Annotated in this window: 34 protein-coding genes and 1 pseudogene; 28 read left to right on the top strand and 7 right to left on the bottom strand. The window is 22.5% G+C overall.

Annotated features, from left to right (window positions below):
• Window positions 1-14: 14 nt before the first annotated feature.
• The 3 genes from AACL24_RS11325 to AACL24_RS11315 are packed head-to-tail and all read right to left on the bottom strand — an operon-like array spanning window position 15 to window position 2287.
• Window positions 15-575: a 5-formyltetrahydrofolate cyclo-ligase gene (locus AACL24_RS11325; protein WP_339046813.1), complete on the bottom strand. Its 561-nt coding sequence runs from the start codon at window positions 573-575 to the stop codon at window positions 15-17.
• Entirely contained in the window at window positions 559-1017 is a 459-nt protein-coding gene (gene sufU, locus AACL24_RS11320; protein WP_339046812.1) for a Fe-S cluster assembly sulfur transfer protein SufU, read from the bottom strand. The genes AACL24_RS11325 and sufU overlap by 17 nt, the downstream gene beginning before the upstream one ends.
• Window positions 1004-2287, bottom strand: coding sequence for an aminotransferase class V-fold PLP-dependent enzyme (locus AACL24_RS11315; RefSeq protein WP_339046811.1), 1284 nt, complete (start codon window positions 2285-2287; stop codon window positions 1004-1006). The genes sufU and AACL24_RS11315 overlap by 14 nt, the downstream gene beginning before the upstream one ends.
• 305 nt (window positions 2288-2592) lie before the next feature.
• Here AACL24_RS11315 and AACL24_RS11310 point away from each other — a divergent pair, with 305 nt between their 5' ends.
• The 8 genes and pseudogenes from AACL24_RS11310 (at window position 2593) to AACL24_RS11275 (ending at window position 9877) form a co-directional block, all read left to right on the top strand.
• Window positions 2593-4632: a hypothetical protein gene (locus AACL24_RS11310; RefSeq protein ID WP_339046810.1), complete on the top strand. Its 2040-nt coding sequence runs from the start codon at window positions 2593-2595 to the stop codon at window positions 4630-4632.
• 16 nt (window positions 4633-4648) lie between these two features.
• Window positions 4649-6364, top strand: a complete 1716-nt coding sequence (locus AACL24_RS11305; RefSeq protein WP_339046809.1) for a hypothetical protein — start codon at window positions 4649-4651, stop codon at window positions 6362-6364.
• 51 nt (window positions 6365-6415) lie between these two features.
• Window positions 6416-6835, top strand: a complete 420-nt coding sequence (locus tag AACL24_RS11300) for an HIT family protein (protein ID WP_252318901.1) — start codon at window positions 6416-6418, stop codon at window positions 6833-6835.
• 24 nt (window positions 6836-6859) lie between these two features.
• A complete protein-coding gene (locus AACL24_RS11295; protein WP_252318892.1) occupies window positions 6860-7222 on the top strand; it encodes a hypothetical protein in 363 nt (120 codons plus the stop codon).
• A gap of 303 nt (window positions 7223-7525) precedes the next feature.
• Complete coding sequence (locus tag AACL24_RS11290) at window positions 7526-7648, top strand: hypothetical protein (RefSeq protein ID WP_256468302.1); 123 nt, start codon at window positions 7526-7528, stop codon at window positions 7646-7648.
• 217 nt (window positions 7649-7865) lie between these two features.
• Window positions 7866-8783, top strand: a complete 918-nt coding sequence (locus AACL24_RS11285) for a hypothetical protein (RefSeq protein WP_339046808.1) — start codon at window positions 7866-7868, stop codon at window positions 8781-8783.
• A complete protein-coding gene (locus AACL24_RS11280) occupies window positions 8752-9000 on the top strand; it encodes a hypothetical protein (RefSeq protein WP_339046807.1) in 249 nt (82 codons plus the stop codon). The genes AACL24_RS11285 and AACL24_RS11280 overlap by 32 nt, the downstream gene beginning before the upstream one ends.
• A gap of 48 nt (window positions 9001-9048) precedes the next feature.
• Window positions 9049-9877: pseudogene (locus AACL24_RS11275) on the top strand (IS5 family transposase).
• Between the two features lie 375 nt (window positions 9878-10252).
• Here the strand turns inward: AACL24_RS11275 and AACL24_RS11270 are convergent.
• Complete coding sequence (locus AACL24_RS11270; RefSeq protein ID WP_339046312.1) at window positions 10253-11428, bottom strand: Mbov_0401 family ICE element transposase-like protein; 1176 nt, start codon at window positions 11426-11428, stop codon at window positions 10253-10255.
• 222 nt (window positions 11429-11650) lie between these two features.
• Here AACL24_RS11270 and AACL24_RS11265 point away from each other — a divergent pair, with 222 nt between their 5' ends.
• The 10 genes from AACL24_RS11265 to AACL24_RS11220 all read left to right on the top strand — a co-directional run bounded on the left by AACL24_RS11265 (window position 11651) and on the right by AACL24_RS11220 (window position 17920).
• Window positions 11651-11935 carry a hypothetical protein gene (locus AACL24_RS11265; RefSeq protein ID WP_339046310.1) on the top strand — a complete coding sequence of 95 codons (285 nt, stop codon included), beginning with the start codon at window positions 11651-11653 and terminating at the stop codon, window positions 11933-11935.
• Entirely contained in the window at window positions 11928-12245 is a 318-nt protein-coding gene (locus AACL24_RS11260) for a hypothetical protein (protein WP_339046308.1), read from the top strand. Before AACL24_RS11265 ends, AACL24_RS11260 begins: the two co-directional genes overlap by 8 nt.
• 169 nt (window positions 12246-12414) lie before the next feature.
• Window positions 12415-12810 (top strand): terminase small subunit, encoded by a 396-nt coding sequence (locus AACL24_RS11255; RefSeq protein WP_339046806.1) that lies wholly within the window; start codon window positions 12415-12417, stop codon window positions 12808-12810.
• A complete protein-coding gene (locus AACL24_RS11250) occupies window positions 12804-13631 on the top strand; it encodes a phage terminase large subunit (protein WP_339046805.1) in 828 nt (275 codons plus the stop codon). The genes AACL24_RS11255 and AACL24_RS11250 overlap by 7 nt, the downstream gene beginning before the upstream one ends.
• 10 nt (window positions 13632-13641) lie before the next feature.
• Window positions 13642-14160: a hypothetical protein gene (locus AACL24_RS11245; protein WP_339046804.1), complete on the top strand. Its 519-nt coding sequence runs from the start codon at window positions 13642-13644 to the stop codon at window positions 14158-14160.
• 3 nt (window positions 14161-14163) lie between these two features.
• On the top strand, window positions 14164-15471 hold the full coding sequence (locus tag AACL24_RS11240) for a hypothetical protein (RefSeq protein ID WP_339046803.1): 1308 nt from the start codon (window positions 14164-14166) through the stop codon (window positions 15469-15471).
• A complete protein-coding gene (locus AACL24_RS11235; protein WP_339046802.1) occupies window positions 15440-15760 on the top strand; it encodes a hypothetical protein in 321 nt (106 codons plus the stop codon). Before AACL24_RS11240 ends, AACL24_RS11235 begins: the two co-directional genes overlap by 32 nt.
• A 40-nt stretch (window positions 15761-15800) precedes the next feature.
• Window positions 15801-16223: a transposase family protein gene (locus AACL24_RS11230; RefSeq protein WP_339045912.1), complete on the top strand. Its 423-nt coding sequence runs from the start codon at window positions 15801-15803 to the stop codon at window positions 16221-16223.
• A 23-nt stretch (window positions 16224-16246) separates the two neighbouring features.
• Window positions 16247-16654 carry a transposase family protein gene (locus AACL24_RS11225; RefSeq protein ID WP_339045908.1) on the top strand — a complete coding sequence of 136 codons (408 nt, stop codon included), beginning with the start codon at window positions 16247-16249 and terminating at the stop codon, window positions 16652-16654.
• Window positions 16655-17080: 426 nt separating this feature from the next.
• On the top strand, window positions 17081-17920 hold the full coding sequence (locus tag AACL24_RS11220; RefSeq protein WP_339046801.1) for a hypothetical protein: 840 nt from the start codon (window positions 17081-17083) through the stop codon (window positions 17918-17920).
• 201 nt (window positions 17921-18121) lie between these two features.
• Here AACL24_RS11220 and AACL24_RS11215 read toward each other — a convergent pair whose 3' ends face one another.
• Both AACL24_RS11215 and AACL24_RS11210 read right to left on the bottom strand, forming a co-directional pair.
• Window positions 18122-18529: a transposase family protein gene (locus AACL24_RS11215; protein WP_339045908.1), complete on the bottom strand. Its 408-nt coding sequence runs from the start codon at window positions 18527-18529 to the stop codon at window positions 18122-18124.
• Between the two features lie 23 nt (window positions 18530-18552).
• Window positions 18553-18975 carry a transposase family protein gene (locus AACL24_RS11210; RefSeq protein WP_339045912.1) on the bottom strand — a complete coding sequence of 141 codons (423 nt, stop codon included), beginning with the start codon at window positions 18973-18975 and terminating at the stop codon, window positions 18553-18555.
• A gap of 67 nt (window positions 18976-19042) precedes the next feature.
• On the opposite strand from AACL24_RS11210, the gene AACL24_RS11205 reads away from it, so the two are divergent.
• The 4 genes from AACL24_RS11205 (at window position 19043) to AACL24_RS11190 (ending at window position 21835) form a co-directional block, all read left to right on the top strand.
• Window positions 19043-20515 carry a hypothetical protein gene (locus AACL24_RS11205; protein WP_339046800.1) on the top strand — a complete coding sequence of 491 codons (1473 nt, stop codon included), beginning with the start codon at window positions 19043-19045 and terminating at the stop codon, window positions 20513-20515.
• Window positions 20516-20602: 87 nt separating this feature from the next.
• Window positions 20603-20941 carry a transposase family protein gene (locus tag AACL24_RS11200; RefSeq protein WP_339046799.1) on the top strand — a complete coding sequence of 113 codons (339 nt, stop codon included), beginning with the start codon at window positions 20603-20605 and terminating at the stop codon, window positions 20939-20941.
• 40 nt (window positions 20942-20981) lie between these two features.
• Complete coding sequence (locus AACL24_RS11195; RefSeq protein WP_339046798.1) at window positions 20982-21404, top strand: transposase family protein; 423 nt, start codon at window positions 20982-20984, stop codon at window positions 21402-21404.
• A gap of 23 nt (window positions 21405-21427) precedes the next feature.
• Window positions 21428-21835 carry a transposase family protein gene (locus AACL24_RS11190; protein WP_339046797.1) on the top strand — a complete coding sequence of 136 codons (408 nt, stop codon included), beginning with the start codon at window positions 21428-21430 and terminating at the stop codon, window positions 21833-21835.
• 183 nt (window positions 21836-22018) lie between these two features.
• Here AACL24_RS11190 and AACL24_RS11185 read toward each other — a convergent pair whose 3' ends face one another.
• A complete protein-coding gene (locus AACL24_RS11185; protein WP_339046796.1) occupies window positions 22019-22420 on the bottom strand; it encodes a transposase family protein in 402 nt (133 codons plus the stop codon).
• 96 nt (window positions 22421-22516) lie between these two features.
• On the opposite strand from AACL24_RS11185, the gene AACL24_RS11180 reads away from it, so the two are divergent.
• From AACL24_RS11180 to AACL24_RS11155, 6 genes are read left to right on the top strand one after another with little or no spacing between them, the layout of a single operon-like run.
• A complete protein-coding gene (locus AACL24_RS11180; protein WP_339046795.1) occupies window positions 22517-22648 on the top strand; it encodes a hypothetical protein in 132 nt (43 codons plus the stop codon).
• A gap of 16 nt (window positions 22649-22664) precedes the next feature.
• Window positions 22665-23159 carry a hypothetical protein gene (locus AACL24_RS11175; RefSeq protein WP_339046794.1) on the top strand — a complete coding sequence of 165 codons (495 nt, stop codon included), beginning with the start codon at window positions 22665-22667 and terminating at the stop codon, window positions 23157-23159.
• 4 nt (window positions 23160-23163) lie between these two features.
• Window positions 23164-24354 carry a hypothetical protein gene (locus AACL24_RS11170; protein WP_339046793.1) on the top strand — a complete coding sequence of 397 codons (1191 nt, stop codon included), beginning with the start codon at window positions 23164-23166 and terminating at the stop codon, window positions 24352-24354.
• Window positions 24355-24359: 5 nt separating this feature from the next.
• On the top strand, window positions 24360-25139 hold the full coding sequence (locus tag AACL24_RS11165; protein WP_339046294.1) for a hypothetical protein: 780 nt from the start codon (window positions 24360-24362) through the stop codon (window positions 25137-25139).
• Window positions 25123-25959, top strand: a complete 837-nt coding sequence (locus tag AACL24_RS11160) for a hypothetical protein (protein WP_339046792.1) — start codon at window positions 25123-25125, stop codon at window positions 25957-25959. The genes AACL24_RS11165 and AACL24_RS11160 overlap by 17 nt, the downstream gene beginning before the upstream one ends.
• On the top strand, window positions 25943-26680 hold the full coding sequence (locus AACL24_RS11155) for a hypothetical protein (RefSeq protein ID WP_339046791.1): 738 nt from the start codon (window positions 25943-25945) through the stop codon (window positions 26678-26680). Before AACL24_RS11160 ends, AACL24_RS11155 begins: the two co-directional genes overlap by 17 nt.
• Window positions 26681-26715 lie beyond the last annotated feature (35 nt).

Genomic DNA, 26715 nt, shown 5'->3' with positions numbered 1-26715 from the left:
TTTAGATTAAAATATTAATTAGTAAAAATATAGTCTAATGGTATATCTCAATTATCGTGATTAATTATATAAGGAATTTTTTGAATAGCAAAACCAAGTCCTATTTTACTAAAGTTAAATTTATTTTTAGATAAATAACGATCGTAAAAACCTTTACCATAACCAATACGATAATAATCTTTATCAAAAGCAATCAATGGTACTAACATACAATCAATTTGACTTCCTATAACTTTTTGGCAATTTAAACTTGGTTGTCCAATTTTAAAATCATTATCAAATACGATATCGTTTCAACTATTAATAAAGTAAAATTCCAAATGCTCACCATTCATTCTTGGTAAACAAACTTGTTTTAGATTTTTTCATAATAATTCAATAATTTCTTTAGTTTCTACTTCATATGGTAAGGAATTATAAAGAGCAAATACATTATTTTGTTTAAAATAATGTGATTCATTAAATTTATTCAAAATAATTTTATTTCACTTTTGATAATTATTTTTAGAAACATTTTTTAATTTTTTTAAATAAATGGTTCTTAAACTAATTTTATCCTTAATTTCCATTTCCATTTTTTTCACATTCTTTCTCAATTATTTTATTAATACCATTAATACCAATAAGGGCACATTTAATTCGATTACGTTGTCTTGGTACATTTTTAAAAGCAAGCATATTTTCAATTATTTTATCATTAAATTGCTTTTCTGATAACATTGCTTGATAATTAATAATAATTTCTTTTATTTGTGATATTGTTTTACCTTCAATTAAAATACAAAAAAGATCGGTTGCTGCAGTTGAAATAGCACACCCAATTCCAGTAAAGCGTGCTCTATTAATAACTTTATTTTTGATAGAAATTTCAACATGAAAATTATCAACACATGATTCATTGTTTTGATGATATGTCAAACTATTTGGTAAATTTTTAAAACCTTTATTTTTTGGATTACTATAGTGTTCAACAATTAGTTTGCGATAATAGTCTTGATTGTTATTAAAAGAATTCATTTAAAAAATCTCCTCCTTCATTAATCCCTTTTTTTAAAGCTATTACTAATAAGTCAATATCTTTTTTGCAATTGTATATGTAAAAACTAAGACGAATTGTTACTTCAGCGTTAATTATATTAGGTAATAATTTAGCACAATAAGTTCCACTGCGGACGCATATATTTTGTGTTCCTAAAAAATTAGCAACATCTTGTGCAAATACTTTTTTAATATTAAATATTATGCTACTACTATTGCCATCAATATTATAAATTTCAATGTTATTTCCTAACTGTGCTGTTAATTGTTCAATTGCGTATTTTTTTAGTAAAATTTCATGATTTCTAATATTTTCAATACCAATGTTTAATAAATACTTAATAGCTGCACCTAGCCCAAATACACCCGCAATATTTTGTGTTCCACCTTCAAAACGATAAGGACTATCTAATAAGTTAAATTTACCATTTTCATAAATATCACCATTCATGCCTCCACCCAATATTAGTGGATCTAGCATATTTAATCATTCGTTTTTTCCTCAAAAGACACCGATTCCAGTTGGACCAAAAACTTTATGACCAGAAAATCCAAAAAAATCAATATTTCAATTTTTAACATCGGTTTTTATATGTCCTATTGATTGTGCACCATCTATTATTACTAAAATATTTTTAAAAATTCAATTATCACTTTTAACATTTTTTTTACCATATTCTTTAATAAAATTAGTTAATGTTTCAGTATCATTTTCTATTGTTAAAGAATTATTAATATTTGCAAAAGCAACTATTCTGGTTTTAGGTGTTAAAAGTTTTTTTAAATTTTCAACAGTAATGACTCCTTGTTTATTTGTTTCAATAAATTTTATTTTAATTTTTTTAGTTTGTATCAAACGATAAAATGGTAAGAGTAATGAGCTATGTTCTAAAGTGGTTAATAAAATTTCATCATTTTCTTGTAAATATTTTTCTAAGCCAAAAGCAATTTGATTATAAGCAAAAGTTGCTGAAGGACAAAAAACTATTTCGTTTTCGTTACTATTAATAAATTTACTAATTGTTTTTCTAGTATCTTCAAATATATCATTTCCCTTAACAGCAAGTTGATAATCTTGACTATGTGGATTAATACAATATTTTTCATAATAATCCCTAACAGCATCAATAACTATTTGTGGTTTTAGTGAAGAAGCCGCTGTATCTAAATAAACTAAATCAGGATTATTTTTAAAAAAGGGAAAATCAGTTTTAAAGGTATTATCATTAATGTTTATTTTTTTATTCATATTTACTCCTATATCATTACACCAAATATAATATACTTATACTAATGATTATACACTTAATTTTGTGCTAATTTTCTTAAAATTAAAAAATGAATAAAATATTAGTTGTGCACTATAAAGTAATAATATTTTAAAAAATTAATATTTTAAATTTTTTAAAATAAATAATTGGTAATTAGTTATTTCATTTTAAAATTAATTAGAAAAAACTATCCCTTAAATATAAATTTTATGTTAAGATATCTTAGTAAAATAAATTAAAAAATCTTTTTTTGCTATAGATTTAATTAAAAGGAGTGAATAAAGTGCGCAATATTCTTGCCTTAGTTGCAGCTTTCACGTTATCATCAACATCAACTATGTCTATTATAGCTTGTAATAATTCAAATGAAAGAGGCACAACTAATGTTTTCGACTGAAATAGTGCTTTTATAGATACAAGTACTACGACTGACACCTTTTTTAATTACTTATTAAATAATCCCAATAGTGGATGAGGTAAAACATTATATACTGATATTAATCAATATATTAATCTTTCAATTTTAAAAAATACTCCAGAATATAAAGATGATTATCTTGCTGCTTTGACAGCAGCTGAATCTGAGATGGAAAATAAAATAAAATCATTACAAGCAAAATATGGTCGTTCATGAGAAAAACAATGAAAGAAAGTATTGGGCGATGATGATGTTAATACTTACATTGATAATATTTTAAAAAAGAGTGCTTTAGGTATTATTCAACGTAGTTATGTTACTAGTAATTATAAGGATTATAAATACTACAATCAAAATGAAATTAATATTTGATTAAAGGATTTATGAGAACAAGTAAAGAGTGAAAACAATCCAAATCGTACTTATGATAGTGTAAAACAGTACATTAATGGTAAAACAAGTATTACTGATGCTGGTAAATATTCTAGCAAAATTTGAGTTGTTGCTAATGCCAATAGTTTAAATCCTGATCTTACCGATTTTAAACAATTAGATGATGCTGTTAAAGCTGCTAAAACATGAACTGGTGTTAATATTAGTCTTCCTGTTGTAAAAACTAGTGATGATAAAAATGATAGTAATTATGAAATAGATTCATACAATACTATTGATGGCTTATTAAGTGATAATCAATCTAAAATAGCTAAAGTAATGTTAAGAAATCAAGAATTAATTTGAACTCGTCAAATTGTTATTCCTTTTGATTCTAATGCTAAACCTTTACAAGAAAAGATTAGTGCTTCTCAGTTTTCTCAAAATAAAACTAAAATTAATGAAATTTTAAAGAATATTAGAACTAATGGTTTTGATCAAACATTCACTGAAGAAAAAGGGGCCGCTACTACTGATGTTACTAAAACTGGTGATTTAGGATTAATGAATATTACTAAATCTTCACAAGAGAATAGTCCTTTTTATTATTACTTATATCGTTATGTAACTAGTGCTGAAGGTGTTGGTAAAAATGTTGATGGTATTCAACCATATAAATTAACACAATTTACTTCACCAAATGACAAGGAAAAGGGTTTAGATGACTTAATTCCTTATATAGACCGTGATACTATTAAAGATAAAGGTAAAGATGGTACTAGCCAATATAATGATTTAGTTTATATGAAAGATATAAAAGGACCACAACTTCCTGATGCTGCAGTTAATAATGGACCTGGAGTTGGCATTTTTATTGATACTGGTGGTATTCATTTTATTCAAACGCCAGGTATCACATATCAACAGCAAGACAAACCTAAAAGCGATCAATCAACTTATAATATAATTAAAACATTTAAAAATCATAGAAAAGATACTTATCAGTGAAAAGACTTAGCACCGTTATCTGAGCGTCCAGGTGGATTATCTGATTCTCCTTATCTTGATTATTTACAAACTGGTTTTTTACTACAAAAATATACTCCAAATACAACTCTTACTTTTAATTTAAATGATGCATTAACAGCCTTTACTGGAGGTACTGGTAGCCTTGGTGATGCAACTTGATGAGATTATAATTTATACTTTAATAATAACTCGAGTTTAATTCATTGAAATTTACAGGATATATTTGGTTCAAGTCCTCTTGATCCAACTGATACGAAAATTAATAGCTTTGTTGAAAAAATGAAAAGTTGATTTGATAAAACTAAAGAAAATCGTTGAAACAATAGACAAGGTATTAATATTAATGCAACATTTAAGGATAATATTATAAAAACTAATAATACATGAGATGGCTTTACACAAGATGCACCAGTTGCTCGTATGGATACTAATATTGCTAATTATCTAGATGTTGTTGGGAAACGAACATTATGATGATATGATCCAAGTATCATTAGTTCTTAGACGGGAGGTATAAAAAATGAAAAAGAGAAAAAAGATTTTACCATTATTAACTTCAGTTACTCTTTTATCTGGCCCTGTATTATTATTAGTTGCTTGTGATAATGAACGTGATATGAGTAATTTACCTAGTGGTAAAATTCCTGATGATTATAAAAATCGTGTATTATTTAATTTTTTAGGAGTAAATTTTAATGAAACGATTTCTGCTCAGTTTAAGAATACTTATTCACAAGGTCTTGATTTTATTTTAAAAGATGTTGAAGGAACAATTGCTCAGCAAAAATTTTATGAATTTTTTCATAAGAAACTTCATTATAGTGAAGACACAAAAAATGCAGATGGTACTACTGCAATAATGGGAGAAGCCAATAAAGCTTTTATAAAACTTAAAGATGATTTAGGATTAAGTTTATTAACTCAAAAGTACTTAAGTGGTATTAATACAGCCAATTCACTAGATAAAGTATCAGCAGCAGATAATAATGAGTTATTATTTCAAAATCAAAGTTGACATCAGGATGGTACAAGTAAATTTAATTATCAAAATGTAGATTTTTATAAAGAAAAAAATAAAGATACTGGTAAAGTTAATGATCCTGATCAAATATTTACTCCTGATAGTTTATATAAAGATTATGGTGATAAAGATGCTGCTTTTGATGAACAATTAGCTGCCATTGCTAAACATCCAGATGACAATTATAGTAATGAAATTGGTAAATTATTACCAAATGATGCTAAAAAATGAAATAGTAGTGCTGGTATTAATAAAACACAAAAAAGTCTTTCTGGTACTGATATTCCAACTTATTCAAAATATTTAAAACGTTTCCAATGATGATTACGTTTTCGTTATCAACAATATTATCAATATGAAATTTTACCAGCATTAAATCAAACTTTATTTACAATGTCTTATATTTTAGACAATATTATTGATATTAAAGATAATGAAGCAGGTAAACCTATAATTTCAACACAAACAAATAATCTTTACATAAGTCAATTACAAGATACTACTGGTTGACAAAAGAGTAACTATAATGTAAATTGAAACTTTACTACTGATTTAGCAAATGCGCAAAGCATTGATAAAAAATGAAATAGTAGTCCTTCTGAACCTCCAAAGTGAGAATCAATTGTTAAAGATGATGATTCAGGAAAAGGAAAAACTTTAAATTCTGATTTTTTTACTCAATTAACAAGCGGTAATGCCTCAACTATTAGTGAAATTGATCCTAATTTTGGTGCTAATGGTTTCTTAAGTACTGCAACTAATAATCAATTGGCTGCAGGTTGAGTATCTAATGGTGGATTACATTACACTACGAATAATAATATTGCTACATTTACTTACTCTGCTCCTATTTATTTCCTAAACCTTTTACAAAATTTAGATTTTAGTTTTTTAATTAATAAAAACGAAGGCTGAGTTCCAGAAATTAGTAATTTAATTCATTCATGAAACATTAGTGGTAATGCTAGTCTTAAGACAGATTTCTCTAAGTATATAAGAGCTGATGGTAAGGAAAGCACTATTACCCAAGAAACAAAGTGAAATATATTTTGACAAATGTTATATTCTATATCTGCTACTGATTCTGCAACTAAAGATTCACCAGCAGCTGAAAACTTTAAAATCGCTGCCCAAAATTTATTTCCAACATATATTCCAAAAAATAATATATATGAAGAAGAGTTTTGAAATAAGGTAAAAGAGTTTTATCCATAATAATACTTAATATTTTAAGTTATACTTATAAAGTAAGTTGAGGTGAAATATATGACAAATAAAGCATGCATTTTTTGTACAATTATTAAAGATACAAATAACTTAATTTTTGAAGATACAAATACAGCAGCATTCATGGATATCAATCCCGTAACTAAAGGACACATTCTAGTAATTCCAAAGCAACATTTTGAAACTTTTATTGATACTACACCTAAAATAGTGAGCGATGTTAGTATCACAACTCATAAAATTGCTAATTTGCTAATAAAAACTATTCCCGAAATTAAAGGATTTAATATTTTAACTAATAATGGTAGCGAAGCATTTCAAGAAGTATTTCATTATCATGTTCATATTATTCCAAAATATATTCGTGAAAAAGGGTTTTTAATTAATAGGACAAAAGAAAATGTTACAATTGATGATATTAATAATCTTAAAAAAATACTAAAATCACAATTAATGTAAAACAAATATTTAAGGAGGAAAAAAATGAAAAGTCTTAAGTTATTAACTTTACCTAAAATATTAATGCTAATTGGTGCTGTATGAATTATTGTTTTTAGTTTATTGTATGCAGCGGGAGTTATAACTTATAGTTTCTATGGCTGAAATGAAAATGGAGCTACATTAGTTATAATAGGTATTATTTATATTCTAATACCATTTTCAGTTAAACCCGGATTATGATCAAGACTATGAGCACTATTTATATCATTTCTTTCAGTTATAATAGTTATTGGTTTATTTGTTGGCAAAGATGTAGATTATAAGTCAACATGAACTTATATTAATGCTTTACCACATATTATCATGGCGTTTGGTTCTATTTTATGAATATTTAATAGTAAATAAGTCATAAAATAATTATTAATAACTTAAAATATTGGACAATACATTATCCAATATTTTTTTTATAATTTTGGTTGAAAATAGTATTAAACCAATTTTTAATAAATAATTAATAATATTTTTAGAATTTATTTTCAACATAAATAATAAGAAAAAAATATTATAATAGTTATTATTATCAAATTTTATAAAAATTATTAATTGATGAGTGGCATAACTACCTTTTTGTTTTCATCAAAAAAGCATTTTTTATTAATGATGCTATAATTTTAAGCATTAATAAAAAAAAATAAAGGAGATTGAGATATGAAAAAAAGAAAAGTGTTACATTGTTCAAGCTGTAATAAAGAAATTAATGGTAATGATTTAGCTTCAAACTCAAAAACAGCAAGAAAAATTATGAAATGCCCAGAGTGTGCTAATCAATAATTTTTTGATTATTAATAAAATTTATACTATTATCAATAGCCGTTATCAACTAATTTTACAAATTTTTACTGATTGTTTTAGATTTCTAAAACAATTTTCATCTTAATTGTTAATAAAACAAATTAGAATTAAAAACAATACTAGTCTATATCTATTGATATCAAAGGCAAGAATATAAAGAACTTATTTCTGAAATCAAAATATGGAGGAGTATTATATGTCTAAAAAAAATAAAAATTCAAAAATTATTGCTGGAATAATTAGTTCTGCGGTTTTAATTAGTGGTGCAACTACTGGTATTTTATATAATTCTGAAATGGAAGAAAATATTGAAGAAGAAATTGAAATTGAAAAGAAAAAAAACTTAGAAATAATTTTTCTTAAAGGAAAAAGAAATTTAGGTAAAATTTATATTGGACAAGACATAACTACTATAAATGATGATGAAAAAGTAAAAAAAGAAATTATAGATATTTTTAGTAATAAATATAATATAGATGTAACTAGTTTGGAAATTAAAATTGTTACTAATCAAAATGAAGCAATAATTACTTCAATAAATGAAGATATCTATATTGGAACAGTAAAGCTTAAGTATAGTCCTAATAGATCTTTTGTAACGTTAGATTATATTGTTCCTGATTTGAATATAAGAGATAAACAAGTTCCTACTTACTCTTATCAACATCATCAAGAAATTTTATTTGGAAAAAATGATATTTTAAATGATAAGGAATTTAAAAATTTACCTGCTGTAAATGATTTTATTAATATTTTAAATGAACAAGTTAAATTTAAAGCAAGTGAAGAATCAAATAATGCTTTTAAAAAGTTAGAAAATAATAATGATAATTTTAAAGATTTTGAAGATTTAAAAAAACAATTTAATGATCATTATCTTTTATTTGATGGCAAAATTGATTTTGAATCATTTATTAAAACAATTAGTAATTATCATATAAATGCAAATATTGATGAATTAAAAACAGGAATATGTCGGTTTTATAATATTTTAGCTCAATTATATGGAAAAAATAATGTTTTTAAAATGTTAGAAAAAATTGAATTAGATCAAAAGTTGTGAGAACAATCTAAAAATAAATATGTCAGGAGAAGCACATTTTGGTTCTTGTAATGATAATATGTGTAATACTAAAATAATACTTGATACAGATATTTTTAGAGATATAAAGTATGGAATGGAAGTTATGGTACATGAATATGGTCATATTTTGGATTCTTTAATTCGTAATAAACAAAATAATAATTTTGATGCAAGAAAATATATGATTTCATCATTAGCAAACGGAACTAAGATTAATAATAGACTTCTTGCAAAACCTATCTATTAAAAATTTAATTTTTAAAATAAAATTAAAAATAAAAAAGATAGGTAATCTATGATGTTTGATAAATTAAAAACTATTAACAATCCAGAATTATTAAGATTAACTGGTATAAATGATATTATTTTTAATAAAATTCTAGAAATTTTAAAGACAGAAGAAGTAAAAAAGTTTAAAAATGGTGGTACACCTAATAAATTATAATTAGAAAATCGTTTATTAATGACTTTAGAATATTGAAGAGAGTATCGAATTTATTTTCATATTGCTAAAAGTTATGGAATTAGTGAAAGTAGTTGCTATAGGAATATCAAGTGAATAGAAAATACTTTAATAAAACATCCTGATTTTCAACAACTTGATGGGCAAAAATCACTGTTAAATAATAATTTAAAGATAAAACAGTTATCATTGATGTGACTGAAAGTACTATTCAACGCCCAAAAAAAGTCAAAAACAATATTATTCAGGAAAAAAGAAAAAACATACAATAAAAACTCAAGTCATAATTGAAAAAGATAGTAAAAAAATTATAAGTTCTTATTTTTCTTATGGTAAAAATCATGATTTTAAAATTTTAAAAAATTCAAAAACGAAATTTTTATCAGAAACAACTATTTTAGTAGATTTAGGATATCAAGGTATACAAAACATACATAAAAATGTCTTATTACCTAAACGAAAATCAAAGAAAAACCCTTTAACTAAAGAAGAAAAGAAAAATAATAAGGCTATTTCAAAAATGAGAGTTGTTATTGAACATGTTTTTGTGATTCTTAAAAAATTTAAAATTATTAGTGAAAAATATCGAAATAGAAGAAAAAAATTTGCATTAAGATTTAATTTAATAGCTTCAATTTATAATTTACAATTATTAATTTAAATATATTTGATAATTTAATATTTTATTTTTTTATTTGAAATAATAATTTTTGTTGTATTTTAATGACAAAAAATAAAACATATTTTGAACAATAATTTTTAAATAATATTAAAAGTGTTATTAAAATAAATTTTTAAACTTAAAAAATGTGATTAATATCATAGTTTTGCAAGAAGTCTAATAAATCGGACGTATGAGATTAACCCTTAGAATTATGAGTAACATTAACAATATAACTGCAAATTCTATGATTTGTTATTTAAATTATAACATATATTTTAAAAATATTAAAAAATATAATTACAAAATTACATTTAAACAAAACAAAAATTCTAATATTAAAATTAGGTTTTAAAAATATTAAGTTTCAACTTATTAAGTACTATTTATATAACTTCTAGCATTTAAATAATTTGCTTTTGCTATTAACATATTATTTAATGTTTGATAATTATATATTTTTGCTCCATTAGTTAAAGATTTTAAAAAATGATAAACATCACTTTCAGCAGAACAACCAATATTTCAACTAGCATTTTGATTTACAATACCATGAGCATTATTTTTAAAATAATTATAAGTTTTTTCATTAACATTAGGTTTTAAAAAAGAAAGTAATTGATTACAATCACCACTTGAAAAAGTAGTAGCACCTTCAATATATTTAGTTCAATCATGAGTTTCTTTTTTCTTACCACGAACTCCAACAAAAGATTTTCATAAATAATTTAAAGCATGAAACTTATCTAAAATATAATAACATCCCAATCAACTTGCCATTGCTTTAATTCATAATGCACCATCACCAGCAACTACTAAATTATAATTATGATATTCTCATTGAACACCTAATATATTTAAATTAATATCATAATGATTAAGAATAGTTTGTGTTGTAAAATTATATAATTGTTCTTGATTTAAACCATTACCAGATTTAAATAATAAAAATGCAGTTATTTTCTTATCTAATTTATTTCTATATGAATAAATTTCTTTTTTTCCTAAATTAAAAGTTAAAATTCTACAACAATATTGCTGTTTTAAACCATTTTCATCTCAACAAGTAATAAAAGCATCATCTGCACATATATTTAATTTTTGATTATCTAATACTTTAAATTTTTCTTCTGGTATTCATTTTGCAATTTTTGCATTTTTAAAAATTCTTGAAATAAGATTTTTAGAAAAAGAAGTATATTTAAATTCTGATTGAATATTAAAATAACCCTTTTTACTTATTAAATTTTCAATTAAATTATCTAATATATCAAAATATAAATCATTAGTAATTCTTGCTCTTTTTTTAATACCAAATTCTTCATAAATTGGATAATAAGTTTTTTTATTTATTTTATCTCAATAAACTCTTTGTCTAAAAGTTCCTATTCCAATGGGAGTATTTACTGTTCTATTACATGTTCAAGCAACTTTATATTGATTTTTATCTCTATTTAGAAAAAAATATTCATCAAAAACCTGTATTTTTTGAAAATATTTTGCTAAAATATCAGTGATTTCAGATTTTAGAAATTCTTTAAAACTAAACATTTTTTAACACCTTTCTATTTATTTTTTAACTCCAAGTATTCTATCAAATTTATTAAAATATTGTTGAAAAATGTTTGGTTTTAGAGTATAATATTAAAGAACGATAAAATAAACTGCAAATTCTATTTACGTTTAAAAGATAACTAATAAAAGTTATCTTTTCTTTTTTAATAAAATAATGTACAATAAAGAAAAATATAAATAGAAAAGGAAAATAAAAAAATGCTAGAAAGAACATTATGGATATTATTAATAATAGTAGTAGAGATGACATGAATTTTATTAATACATTATGGAATTAAATATTGTAATAATGATAAAATTTTTGGTATTTTTTTGATAACAATTCCATTGCCTATAATAGGTACTTTTATTGGTTGCATGATTATATATAAATCACAACATCCCGAATATAAATTTTGAAAAATTTTAGAAAATAAAATTAAGAAAATATTTAAATTTAAAAAAATAAAAAATAAAATTAAAAATGGAATTCCTAATGTATAAAAATATTATTAAAATAGATAAAAAAAGTGATATTAACAAAAAATGACCAAATTTTAATAATAAAATTAAGAGTTATAAATTAGTTTTAAAAAATAAAGAATATAATTTATTTTTTGCCTATGGTGAAATTATTAAATTAAATAATATAGAACTGGATATAAGTGAAATACAAAAATATGGAGGTTGGGGTCTTGCTTTAAAAGGATTAGTAAGAGAACATTGATTAAGAGATATTGAAAATAAAACAGAAGAAGAAATATTAAAAGATAAAGAAAAATTATTTAAAAAAGGAATAAATGGTAAAAAATAGCATTATACTGCTATTTTTTGTTATAATTATATTATAAAAATTAAATAAAAAAATATATGAAGTAATTAATAAAGTTAATAAGTTATTACGAGCAAAGTCTAACTTAAAGATTATATTAATTATAGCATAAATTTTTGTGTTTTTAAAGCATATGAAAGGAGATTTTTATGTGCAAGAAGAAAAAATAAAAATAAGAACAATTTTTAATGATGCAAAAGTCTTAAAACAAGAATTAGTAAATTATTTTACTCATTGTAATGATAATAAAGAAGTTCCTACTAAGTTAGGTATGTTAATTTATTTAGATATAACTGAAAATACTTTAAAAAAATGAAAAGAAAAAAAGAGAAATACTTTTTTACAACAAATTAATTGAGCGCATTCTCAAATTGAACACTTAAATTTACAAAGATATTTAAAGTCACACTCTTCTAATTCTTCATGATATTTAGAAAGAGCATATGTTAATAAATATCACTTATCTACTAAAATTGATATAAAAAATAATGATAATACCACCCCTATAGCAATTAGTTTAGAAAATAAGAGTAAAAATAAATGTTAGAACATTTTGGATATCTTAATGATATTTTAAAACAAATGTATTATAAAAAATCTTTAACTGTTAAAAGAATTGACCAATTAGGTAGTCGTAAATCTGGTAAAACTATTCAAGATTTTGATTTTGAATGTAAAGCAACTGTATTACCTAATACAAAAGTTAAAACTTATGTTTTTAGAAATATGAGTGAACAATTATATGATACTTGAAAACAATTAAAAAATAGATGAGTATTATTTGCTATTGGTTTAGAATATACAATGTCTGAAACTCGTAAAACTATTAATTATAGAGATAGTGAAATTGAATGTCGTGCGTTATATAAACAAAATAATAGTGAAATTAAATTAACTGGTTTACCAGATAATTCAAAATATGATTATGTAATTAGACATGTTGATGAAGCACATCAAATTGCTGAAAAAGATTGACAAGATATGGCAGATGCTATTCGTGGTTGTAGTCAATTATTAGAAATTAATAGTTGTAATCCTTGAAGTATTTTAAATTATTATATTAAAAATGTAGTTACATATTGTCCACAAAATGAAAAACAAATAATTAATGAATATGAACAATTTTATTTTAATGAAAAAGATAAAAGAATTGTTCATTATCAAAATTGAAAACTTAATTATTTATTACCAAAACATGAAGGTCAACGATTATTAGAATTAGAAAAATTAGACCCAATATCTGCAAGAGTAAGAAGTCATGGTTTAGTAGGTTATGAATCTGGTGGAATATATACACATTTAATTCATAAAATATCACGTTTATTACAACCAAGTTATAGATTTAGTGCTGGAAGATTATGGGTTTAAAGATGATGCTATGGCATGTTTATTAATAGGTTTTGATTATAATTTTAAATTTGTTAATGTTATTGATTGTTTAAAAATAGAAAATAAATTAATTCGTTATGATAATAAACAATTAGCAAGATTAGTAGTAGAGTTTTATATTAAATTAGCAAAAGAAAATAATTTGTTATATGAATATGGATTAACTGTATATTGTGATTTTAGTAATTATACATTTATTGAAATGTTAAATGATACAGTAATTAAATATAACGTTAATTCATGGCTCTATTTTAAAGATTGTGTGAAATTAAGACTTGAGTTTAGAATAGGTAAGAATGTGGCTTTAATGGCTTCAGAACGCTTAAATATTAGTATGAATGCACAAGAATTATTAGATGAATTTAGATTAGCAATATGAGATGAAAAAAGTATTAAACAAATACCTTTGCCGGGCAATGACCACCTCAGAGATGCTTTTGATTATGCTATAGAACCATATATTAGAAATTTAAGTGCAAATATAAATCCTTATTTTGAAAGGAAGTAACATATGAATAATCATAATACTGAAATATTAACTCCTAAGTGATGTATGATAAATCTTCAAGAAATAATAGCAAATCATGCTTCAAAATTATTATGAGGTAATGGTTATACTTTAACAAGTGAACATCCAGAATATAAAAATGCTATTGAAAAATTAAAAGAATGAAATAATTTTGATAGTTTATTTTATCAAGATTGTCATATTAAATCTGGTTATGGTTATAGTATTGTTCAAATTGATAAAAGTAAAACTGGTAGAATATCATTAAATTTTGCTCAGCCATATGCTCAATCAAGAGTTGCAAGAGTATTAGAAACTGAATATAGTGCATCAACATGGTCAAGAGTACAGTATGATGACCAAAGTATTTATGTTAAAACAACATATACTCGAAATCAAATAATTAGATATTTTACAAGTGATTATGTTACTTTAGATGGTTTACAAGAAAAAATAAGTAAAGATTTACAATTACCATTAATAGAAAATCATAATTTAGGTATTATTCCAGTTAAATTTATGCAAAATTTACCTAAAAAGAATTTCTTTGGTGGAGTTATTGGTGATTATTATCCAGATATGACTGCTTGTAAAGGATTACAAAAATTATTGAATAAAACATTTGAATCAATTGAACATGAACTTGAATATAATGTTACTCGTGTATTTTTAGATATTACTGAACAAGAAATAAATCAATCTAAAACTGCTTTTGATTTAAAAAAATTAATAGGTAAATTTATTTTACAAGCAAATTTAAGAAGTTTAGGAAGTACTAGTGGAACACCACCAATTGCTATTTTACAAGGTAATCCCATTTTAGATAAATATGGTGAATTTATACAATTTATTATTGATAAAGCATTTGAGGGTAGTGGCTATAGTCCAGTAAATGATACTACAAGTCAAAAAACTGAAGCAGAAGTATTAATTACTAATTCAAGAGATATGGAAACTACTAGAATTAAAAGAACTTTAAATCAAAGTGATTGAAATGAAATATTTCAAAGATGTTTTATTTTAATGGGATTAGATGGTGATAAATCTAAATGAACATTTGAAATTAAAGAAAATACTATTATAGATAGATTAAAATCATTAGAAATTAATGAGAGAAAATTAGCATTAGATTTAACTAATAGAAAACGTATTCTTGTGCAAGAAGAAGGTGTTAGTGAAGAAGAAGCAATGAACATTCTTGAAGAAAATAGAAGAATGAGAAAAGAAGAAATTGATTTTGATAATAAATTAGTAAAAGATATTGATGGAGAAACTAAAAATGATACCGAAAATAAATCATCAATTAATTAAAACTGTATGAAAAAGTACAGGTGAAATTGAAAAAGATTTTACACAAAATAAAGATTTACAATTTCGTGTTTGTCCTTTTACTATTATTTTAGGTGCTATAAATTCAACAGAAACGGGATATAAACCACCAACTAGTATTCCTAATGATTATACTTCATTTAGTAAGATATTCACTGGTAGAGAAGCAATACAAGCAGTTTGAGACCATTCTTATTTTCCTATTCAAAAGACATATTCCGTAATTAAATTTTTTAAAAGTCAATTAATAATTTTAAAATTTATTTTATAATTTTGTTATTAACAATAAATTTAGAAAAGTGTTGATAAAAATGATTTTTGAAAATTTAAAAAAATTAAAAAATGAAGAATTTTATAGATATTTTGGTATAAAACGTTTTCATTTTAATGAAATGTTAGAAAAATTAATTGAAATAGAAAAATTAGAAAAAAATAAAGGTCGAAAAAATAAACTTTCAGTAGAAGAAAGATTAATGATGACTTTATTATACTGAAAAGAATATTATACTTTTTTTCAAATGAGTATTAAATCTAAAATGAGCCCATCAAGTTGTTTTCGAAATATTACTTGAGTAGAAAATAAACTTAGTAACCACAAAGATTACCAATTTTTAAAAGAAAGATATAAATTAAAAATTGATAAAAAACAAGAAAATTCAAATGAATTTCAATTTTATTTAATTGATTCAACTGAGATTGAAATTGAAAGACCAACTAAAAAAAACTACAGTTAGAATATTTTTCTGGTAAAAGTTGAATGTATTCTATAAAATTTCAAATTGTATATGATTTTTTTAATAAAAAAATTGTTGATATTTTTGCTGATAATGGTAAAGTGCATGATTTTCAAATATTAAAAAATTCAAATCTTGAATTTTCAGAAAAAACAATAATTATTGGTGATTTAGGATATCAAGGTATACAAAATATTTATAAAAATACAATAATACCAATTAAAAGAACTAAAAATAAAAAATTAACTAAACAAGAAAGAAAATACAATAAGATTGTATCTAAAATTAGAATTAAAGTTGAACATGTCTTTGCTTGATTGAAAAGATTCAAAATTTTAGTAAATAAATGTAGAAAATCTAAATTTAGACTTATGTACTTAAGATTTAACTTACTTTGTGAAATTTTTAATAAAATAAAACCATTAAAATAAAAAAAATATTAAAAATATTTTTTTAAAATTTAAATTTTTATCGAGTTAATATAAAAATATTATTAACAATTTTTTGTTTAAAATGTAAACTCATTTTTTAAACTATTTTTTCAAAAAATATTTATTTCTATATTCAATAACACTAAATAGTTTTAAAACAATTTTATTGACAATTAATTAAATTTAATTACGGAATATGTCCAAAATAAAGATAATCCAGATGAAGCATATAAACAATTACAAGTTGGTGATGTATTTTATGGAAATATTTTAAGTGACCAATTAGGTATTACTTATTCAGCAACACCAGCAAATAATGCTTTTATTCAAGAACAAGCAATTAAAAATGTAGTTATTAATATCCCAAATGAAAAAAAGAATTTTGATTTTATTAATAATATTGTTTCAAATTTATATAAGTTATATATGATTCCAGAAATTAATAAAGTTATAAATACTGATAAATCAATTAAAGTTGATAGACAATGATATATTCTTGAAGTTGCTAGTAAAACTTATAATAATGAAAATAAAGAACTTGCATATATTCAATGTACTTTTAGTTCATTAAATGATAAATTAGCACATAGTGGATTAGCAATTAATCAATATGTACAATTAGGTGCGCCTGCTGACCCCGTTCCATTACCAGCATTAGATGAAAATAATAATATTATTTTAGATAGTAATTATTTAACACCATTACCAGTTACTCATTGTCAAATATCTTTTTATGGTTCAGTAAAACCTATTTCAATAGCATTATGGGGTAGAGATATTGATAATAATCATGAAAATACTAAACAACATAAATATAGACAATATCCAAGTAAATTATTATTTCCATGAGAATATCAATGTTCAACTTATGACCCAGTAAGTTTTCAAGCATTACCAGAAACTAATTATGTTTTAACTGTACGTGGTGAAAGTACAATGGATAGTTATCAAGATTGGCAAAAAGTAATTGCACCAAATTATGATGATGGTGCAACAAAACATTATGAAGGTCATTTAAGAACTAATGTTGAAAAAACAACAACTACAAATAAACTGGATGCTTCTAAAAGATTAGTAAATTATTGAGATAATAATTTTTTAAATGGTGCTGAAATTGAATATTATAATTATGCAACTGCTGGTAATCCATATTTTCAATATTATAATAAAAATAATAAAAAATTTATTGGTAATACTCATTATAATATGAATAATAATAAATTTAAACAGTTAAATACTATAAATGCATTACATTATTTTATTTAGGACATATTCCGTAATTAAATTTAATTAATTGTCAATAAAATTGTTTTAAAACTATTTAGTGTTATTGAATATAGAAATAAATATTTTTTGAAAAAATAGTTTAAAAAATGAGTTTACATTTTAAACAAAAAATTGTTAATAATATTTTTATATTAACTCGATAAAAATTTAAATTTTAAAAAAATATTTTTAATATTTTTTTTATTTTAATGGTTTTATTTTATTAAAAATTTCACAAAGTAAGTTAAATCTTAAGTACATAAGTCTAAATTTAGATTTTCTACATTTATTTACTAAAATTTTGAATCTTTTCAATCAAGCAAAGACATGTTCAACTTTAATTCTAATTTTAGATACAATCTTATTGTATTTTCTTTCTTGTTTAGTTAATTTTTTATTTTTAGTTCTTTTAATTGGTATTATTGTATTTTTATAAATATTTTGTATACCTTGATATCCTAAATCACCAATAATTATTGTTTTTTCTGAAAATTCAAGATTTGAATTTTTTAATATTTGAAAATCATGCACTTTACCATTATCAGCAAAAATATCAACAATTTTTTTATTAAAAAAATCATATACAATTTGAAATTTTATAGAATACATTCAACTTTTACCAGAAAAATATTCTAACTGTAGTTTTTTTTAGTTGGTCTTTCAATTTCAATCTCAGTTGAATCAATTAAATAAAATTGAAATTCATTTGAATTTTCTTGTTTTTTATCAATTTTTAATTTATATCTTTCTTTTAAAAATTGGTAATCTTTGTGGTTACTAAGTTTATTTTCTACTCAAGTAATATTTCGAAAACAACTTGATGGGCTCATTTTAGATTTAATACTCATTTGAAAAAAAGTATAATATTCTTTTCAGTATAATAAAGTCATCATTAATCTTTCTTCTACTGAAAGTTTATTTTTTCGACCTTTATTTTTTTCTAATTTTTCTATTTCAATTAATTTTTCTAACATTTCATTAAAATGAAAACGTTTTATACCAAAATATCTATAAAATTCTTCATTTTTTAATTTTTTTAAATTTTCAAAAATCATTTTTATCAACACTTTTCTAAATTTATTGTTAATAACAAAATTATAAAATAAATTTTAAAATTATTAATTGACTTTTAAAAAATTTAATTACGGAATATGTCTTTATAATCCTATTAGTGAAATACCTTTAACAGTTAGAGAAACTATTAAAATTAATCTTAATACTATACCAGTATTTGGTTCATTTATGAATGCTTTTGTTGGTGGTTTAGATATTGGTGCAAAGTTAAGTAGTAATTTATTAATACCTCAATTTCCTTATATAAATGGCTTAATATCTGCTGAATTATATAATTTTTATACAACATTATTATATAGTTCACAAAGTACTAATCCAGCATTAATTCCATTAGATGTATTTAGAAATGAAACACCAGATACTATTCAATCTGTATTAGGTACAGCAAGTCATATGACATCATTTACATTTAATTTAACTGATAATCTTAATATGACTAGATTTAATGCAGAAAATGGAAGTATATTATTTGATTCAGTAGAAACAACTGAAAATTTAGGTCAATTTTCATCTGGTAGTCCTGACCAAGTACGGTTATTACCAAAAGATGATTCTACAAATTCATTATTACAAACACCAGATTTTACTAATACAAATATTGTTAAATGAGCAATTGATATGATTGATATAAAAGTTGTTGGTAAAAGTAATTTTAAAATAACATTTTATTCAATGCCAGATAATAGAAGTGGTGCTGTTAATGATAATTTTAGTATTTGAAGTGGTACTTATCAAACAGTTGGTAAAGCAAGTAATAATAGTAGATTAATTCAAAATACATTTATTTTAGCAAATAATACTTTTAAATTTGACCAACCATTTAATTATCCACAAACAATTCAACCACCCCCATTAATAGAAAGAGCGCATCCTATATTTATTGATTTAAGTAATCAAAGTCAATATGGAATTAATAATGATATTAATAGAACATTAGAAGCATCGCTAAATGATATTTTTCAAATGAGACCGCATACTTTAGAAGATGTTAAAGGTAAGTTTCATAATAGTATTGGTATTTATGTAAATCAATATGGTTATGATAATATTGATAAATTTAAAGAAGATTATGAAAGTATAACATTTAATTTTACATTAAATATGAAGGATAATTGAAATTTTTCTCCAGATAATCCGAGTTATACTAATTCAAAAAGTTGATTTACACCTATTAAAATAAATTTAAATGATATTGGTAATTTGCCAGATAACCAAAATGATACTGCGCTTTTTCAAAATAAGGATATTATTTATAATAATAATTCTGGAAATCATAATGATAGTAATAATAATTGAATATTTAATATAAATAATCGTACTAGTTTACCAATTAGTCAAACTGCTTCTTTAACAAATGCAGAAAGATTAAATAATATATATATTAATGATTTATTATGAACAAATGATACTCCAAGTAGTGGTCACACAATACCTTCATCAACATGATTTAAAATAATGGCTTTTAAAACAAAAGCATATCAAAGTGAAGATGATAACTTAATCGTAAGACATATTCCGTAATTAAATTTTTTAAAAGTCAATTAATAATTTTAAAATTTATTTTATAATTTTGTTATTAACAATAAATTTAGAAAAGTGTTGATAAAAATGATTTTTGAAAATTTAAAAAAATTAAAAAATGAAGAATTTTATAGATATTTTGGTATAAAACGTTTTCATTTTAATGAAATGTTAGAAAAATTAATTGAAATAGAAAAATTAGAAAAAAATAAAGGTCGAAAAAATAAACTTTCAGTAGAAGAAAGATTAATGATGACTTTATTATACTGAAAAGAATATTATACTTTTTTTCAAATGAGTATTAAATCTAAAATGAGCCCATCAAGTTGTTTTCGAAATATTACTTGAGTAGAAAATAAACTTAAGACATATTCCGTAATTAAATTTTTTAAAAGTCAATTAATAATTTTAAAATTTATTTTATAATTTTGTTATTAACAATAAATTTAGAAAAGTGTTGATAAAAATGATTTTTGAAAATTTAAAAAAATTAAAAAATGAAGAATTTTATAGATATTTTGGTATAAAACGTTTTCATTTTAATGAAATGTTAGAAAAATTAATTGAAATAGAAAAATTAGAAAAAAATAAAGGTCGAAAAAATAAACTTTCAGTAGAAGAAAGATTAATGATGACTTTATTTTACTGAAAAGAATATTATACTTTTTTTCAAATGAGTATTAAATCTAAAATGAGCCCATCAAGTTGTTTTCGAAATATTACTTGAGTAGAAAATAAACTTAGTAACCACAAAGATTACCAATTTTTAAAAGAAAGATATAAATTAAAAATTGATAAAAAACAAGAAAATTCAAATGAATTTCAATTTTATTTAATTGATTCAACTGAGATTGAAATTGAAAGACCAACTAAAAAAAACTACAGTTAGAATATTTTTCTGGTAAAAGTTGAATGTATTCTATAAAATTTCAAATTGTATATGATTTTTTTAATAAAAAAATTGTTGATATTTTTGCTGATAATGGTAAAGTGCATGATTTTCAAATATTAAAAAATTCAAATCTTGAATTTTCAGAAAAAACAATAATTATTGGTGATTTAGGATATCAAGGTATACAAAATATTTATAAAAATACAATAATAGCAATTAAAAGAACTAAAAATAAAAAATTAACTAAACAAGAAAGAAAATACAATAAGATTGTATCTAAAATTAGAATTAAAGTTGAACATGTCTTTGCTTGATTGAAAAGATTCAAAATTTTAGTAAATAAATGTAGAAAATCTAAATTTAGACTTATGTACTTAAGATTTAACTTACTTTGTGAAATTTTTAATAAAATAAAACCATTAAAATAAAAAAAATATTAAAAATATTTTTTTAAAATTTAAATTTTTATCGAGTTAATATAAAAATATTATTAACAATTTTTTGTTTAAAATGTAAACTCATTTTTTAAACTATTTTTTCAAAAAATATTTATTTCTATATTCAATAACACTAAATAGTTTTAAAACAATTTTATTGACAATTAATTAAATTTAATTACGGAATATGTCCTCAGTTGAATCAATTAAATAAAATTGAAATTCATTTGAATTTTCTTGTTTTTTATCAATTTTTAATTTATATCTTTCTTTTAAAAATTGGTAATCTTTGTGGTTACTAAGTTTATTTTCTACTCAAGTAATATTTCGAAAACAACTTGATGGGCTCATTTTAGATTTAATACTCATTTGAAAAAAAGTATAATATTCTTTTCAGTATAATAAAGTCATCATTAATCTTTCTTCTACTGAAAGTTTATTTTTTCGACCTTTATTTTTTTCTAATTTTTCTATTTCAATTAATTTTTCTAACATTTCATTAAAATGAAAACGTTTTATACCAAAATATCTATAAAATTCTTCATTTTTTAATTTTTTTAAATTTTCAAAAATCATTTTTATCAACACTTTTCTAAATTTATTGTTAATAACAAAATTATAAAATAAATTTTAAAATTATTAATTGACTTTTAAAAAATTTAATTACGGAATATGTCTGTAGTTCAATATCAATTTATAACTACATTTGATGCACCTACAAAAATTCTCAAACCTGGATTTGCTAATGCTAATTGAAACTTACAAACTACATCATTGGTAATTAATCCAAAAAGTTCAACTTAGAAAGGTGGTGGTAATTATGTTAAATGAAAATGAAATGAAAGAAGGTAATAGTATGGAAGAAAAAGAAAAAGATGAACAAAAAGAAACTGAATCAAATTGAACAGAAAATGAATCAAAAGAGCCAAAAAGTGAATCAAAAACCGAAGAAAGTGAATCAAAAGACAATGAAACTGAAGAATCTAAAGAACCAACTTTAGAAGATAAATATAAAGAATTAGAAGAAAAATATAAAGTTTTATATAAAGAAAAAACTGATAAAGATAGAGAAATTAGACATTCAGAAAGTTATAAAAAATATGATTTATCACAAGAAAATATTGATTTATTAAAAAGATATCTTGGAGATAAAGAAGATATTGAAGAAGAATTATCATTATTAAATAAAGATTTTCCACATTTATTTAATAAAAATAAAGATACAAATATTAGTAATTCTTTAGATATAAAAGATAAATTTAAAGAAGAAAAAGAAGATGAAGTAGATACTAGAAAAATAGGAATGGTAGGTTAAAAATATGGCAATTATTACAACACAATCAACAACAATTAATGACCCAAGTAATCCAACTGGGAAATTAGATTTATCAGTTAAATATATTAAAAATTTAAAAGTTTTATTATCAAAAAGAGTAGCATTAATTAATGCAACAGTAGAAAATAGAGAACAATTAGATGCTGGTACTGCTATTTATAATATTACTAAAAGAAATATTACTGAAGATTATACTGCTGGTGCTGGAGCAAATAATAATACTGCATCTGATTCAATACAAATTTTGTTAAATAAGAAAAAAGAAATTAATTTTGAAGAAGAAACATTAGATTTAAAATTATTAGGTGCAAAATATGAAGATGGTAATCTTCTTGTATCAGATAGTTTAGCATCAAGTTGAATTGATGCAAAAGCAAAATCAGTAGAAATATATTTAGTTGCTAAATTATTATCATTAGGAGTTAAAACAGCCAAAGATAATGGCATTATTAATATTGCATTACCAAGTAATCCAAAAATAGATGATTATCGTATGCTTTTATGATTAAAAATATCAAATACATTAGCAACATTAAAAGCACGTATTAATGATGAATATATTGGTACAGATGAAGAAGATTATGTATTATGAGTATCTAGTTTCTTTAAACCTTTAGTATTATTATCAACTACAACTTTAGGTAGTGATAGTGCAAGTCAAGCATTAAAAGATGGTAAAATTGTAGAAATTGGTGGTATTAAAATTATAGAATGTCCATGATTAGGAAGAAATTATCCAGCTGGAGTTATTGATAAACAAGAATCATTTAATTTTTTAGGATGTGATGCTGTATTAGTACATAAAGAAGCATTAGCATTTCCATTTAATCGTGGTCAAGATAATACTTTTGTTTTACAAAGTAATGGTAATGTTAAGAATTTTCATAAGTTTTTAGTTTCAGAAGGTAAAGCATTAAGACCAGATTTAGTTAAAGGATTTACAGTTACTTCAAGTATAGATATTGCTACAGCAATTGAATTTACAAATTTAGGAAAAATAACTATGGCTGGTGATGCTCCAACTGCAGATGAAGTAGAAAAAGCAGTTATTGCTAAAAATCCTAATTATCGAAAAGGTAATGCTAATTTTTCAGATTTAACAGCAACAAGTGCTAATGTTGAAGGTAAAACTTTATATGATGGTTCTTTACAAGTAACTTTTACAAAGAAGTAATTTAAATGCCTATTATCTTACTTTTAAGAATAATATTAGAAACTGCTGTTAGTGATATACAAACTGCTGAATTAATAGAAAAATTTAAAAAAAATAATTCATTATTTAATAGTTTTTTAAAAAATCCAGCAGGAATATTAAAAAATCAATTAATGTCAAAAGTATTAGGACAAGGTAAATCTCAAAAAGAATTATCTGAATTTCAACAAGTTTTACAAAAATTAACAAATTTACCAGTAATTCATAAAAAAATAATGACACATATTACTAATAATAATATTGCTAAATTACAACATATTCAAAAACAATATTTAAATGGTAAGTCATTAATGGATAAGGGTAAAGAAATTATTATGAATTCTTTAACACAAGAAGATTATGACAGTATGATTGGAGTTTATGTAAATCTTTCTAGTAGTGCATTAGCGGGTGGTATGTGAACTCCAGTAGTACAAGCACAATCTGGTACTTATGGTATTGCTACATTAACATATAGAACTAATTTAAGTAAATCATATGATTATTTTAATGTTTCAAGAGAAACTTGAATTGATATGTGTAAATCTATGGGTGCTTATGGTACTGGTGCTAATAGTGTATTTATCAGAGAGTATTTAGGTGGAGTAAATAAAACTAGAAAAGAAATGAATGCTACTGTTAGAAAAAATGTTAGTCAATTAAATAGAGCAGTAACTAAACCTAATAAATCAGTTATTAGTACAGTTAATAAATCACAAGCAGTACAAGGATATGGAAGGTATAAAGATTATGGAAAACAAAAATAATATTGATTGAAATGTAAATTTAAATTATATTACAAAAGATGATTTAAAAACTATATATGGTTTTATACCAGATGCTGACCAAACTACTACTGATAATACTAAAACTGATTTTACTATTATGGCAATTGCTATTTCAAGTGAAAGAATTAATACTATTACTGGTAATCAAATTGAAGTAATAGGATTTAAAAATCTTAATGAAACTCAACAAAATTTAGTTAAAAGAGCAACAGCAAGAATGACTATATATTATTTAACTGATGGAATGGCATTTATAAGAAGTAGTGTTTCTATTAGTGGTAATGGTTTATCAAGTAGTATTAGTCCACCAAGTGAACCAGATTATGTTTTAATGGAAGTATATAATTTATTACAACAAGCAAATTTACATACTCCAAGAAAAGCAATTAATAATCCTATTTCATGTAATACAGACAATTTTAATACACCTAGTATTTTTGATGAAAGTGATACAAGAGTAATAACTTGAGATTCTGGTAATAAAACATTTTTACGAAAAGAAGGAATAATTGCTGGTACTGGTATAAAAATAGATGATATTACTGATACTATACCTAAATTAAAAATTCATGTTGATAGTAATATTGATTCATTATGAGAAATTAATATAGATAATCCTAATTTTATAAAGCCAAAAGATGATAAAGGTATTAGTGCAAATGATAAACGTATTATTGATGTTGGTACACCTACTTTTTTAAGTGATGCTACAACTAAAGAATATGTTGATAATTTAATTGATAAAAAACAAGATAAATTAATTGCTGGTGAAAATATTAAGATTGATGAAAAAAACTAATACTATTAGTGCTACTGGTGGTAAAGTAGATTTATCAGATTATTATAAAAAAGAAGAAATAGATAAAAAATTAGAAGATACAAAAGCACAATTTCCGATTGCATTTCAAATAAATGCTCTAAGTCAAGAAATTCCTAATTTAGAAACTACTAATAAAACAGTTGTTGGTGCTATTAATGAATTAAAAGAAAAAATAAAAGACAAAAAATTTTCAAATGATTATTTTAAATATAATACTGAAACAAATGAAATTTTACTAAATGATGAAGAAAATTCATTACTTTGTAAGGAATTATTAGAAAATAATGAATATAAAATATTAAAAACTCAAAATAAAAAATTATTACAAGCAATTAATGAAATATTAGAAAAACAACCACAACCAAGTCCAAGTCGTTCAAATTGAAAAGAAGTAGGAAAAGTTATAACAGATAAAAATAATAATAATCAAAATTTTATAAAATATATATTTAAAGATAAAACACATTATAGAATATATATAAGTTATGGTGATTATACAAGTAAAGAAAATAATAAAAATTATAGTTGACAAATAATTAATTTTTATTATCAATTAGATACAAGCGTTGTAAAAAGTAGTTTATGAATAGCAAATAATAACAATAACCAACAAACTGAAATTAATATTTATAACAATAGAATAATGTGGGGTATGGGTAGAGATTATATTTTTAAAAAATTAGAAGAATTACAGGAATAATATTATGTTTTTTAAAATAATAAAAATTATTTTAG

Source organism: Spiroplasma endosymbiont of Colias croceus, assembly GCF_964020095.1.
In the GTDB taxonomy this organism is placed as follows: Bacteria; Bacillota_I; Bacilli_A; order Mycoplasmatales; family VBWQ01; genus Spiroplasma_E.
The sequence above is the reverse complement of the archived record's forward strand: the minus strand, read 5'-3'. Positions and strand labels throughout refer to the sequence as shown.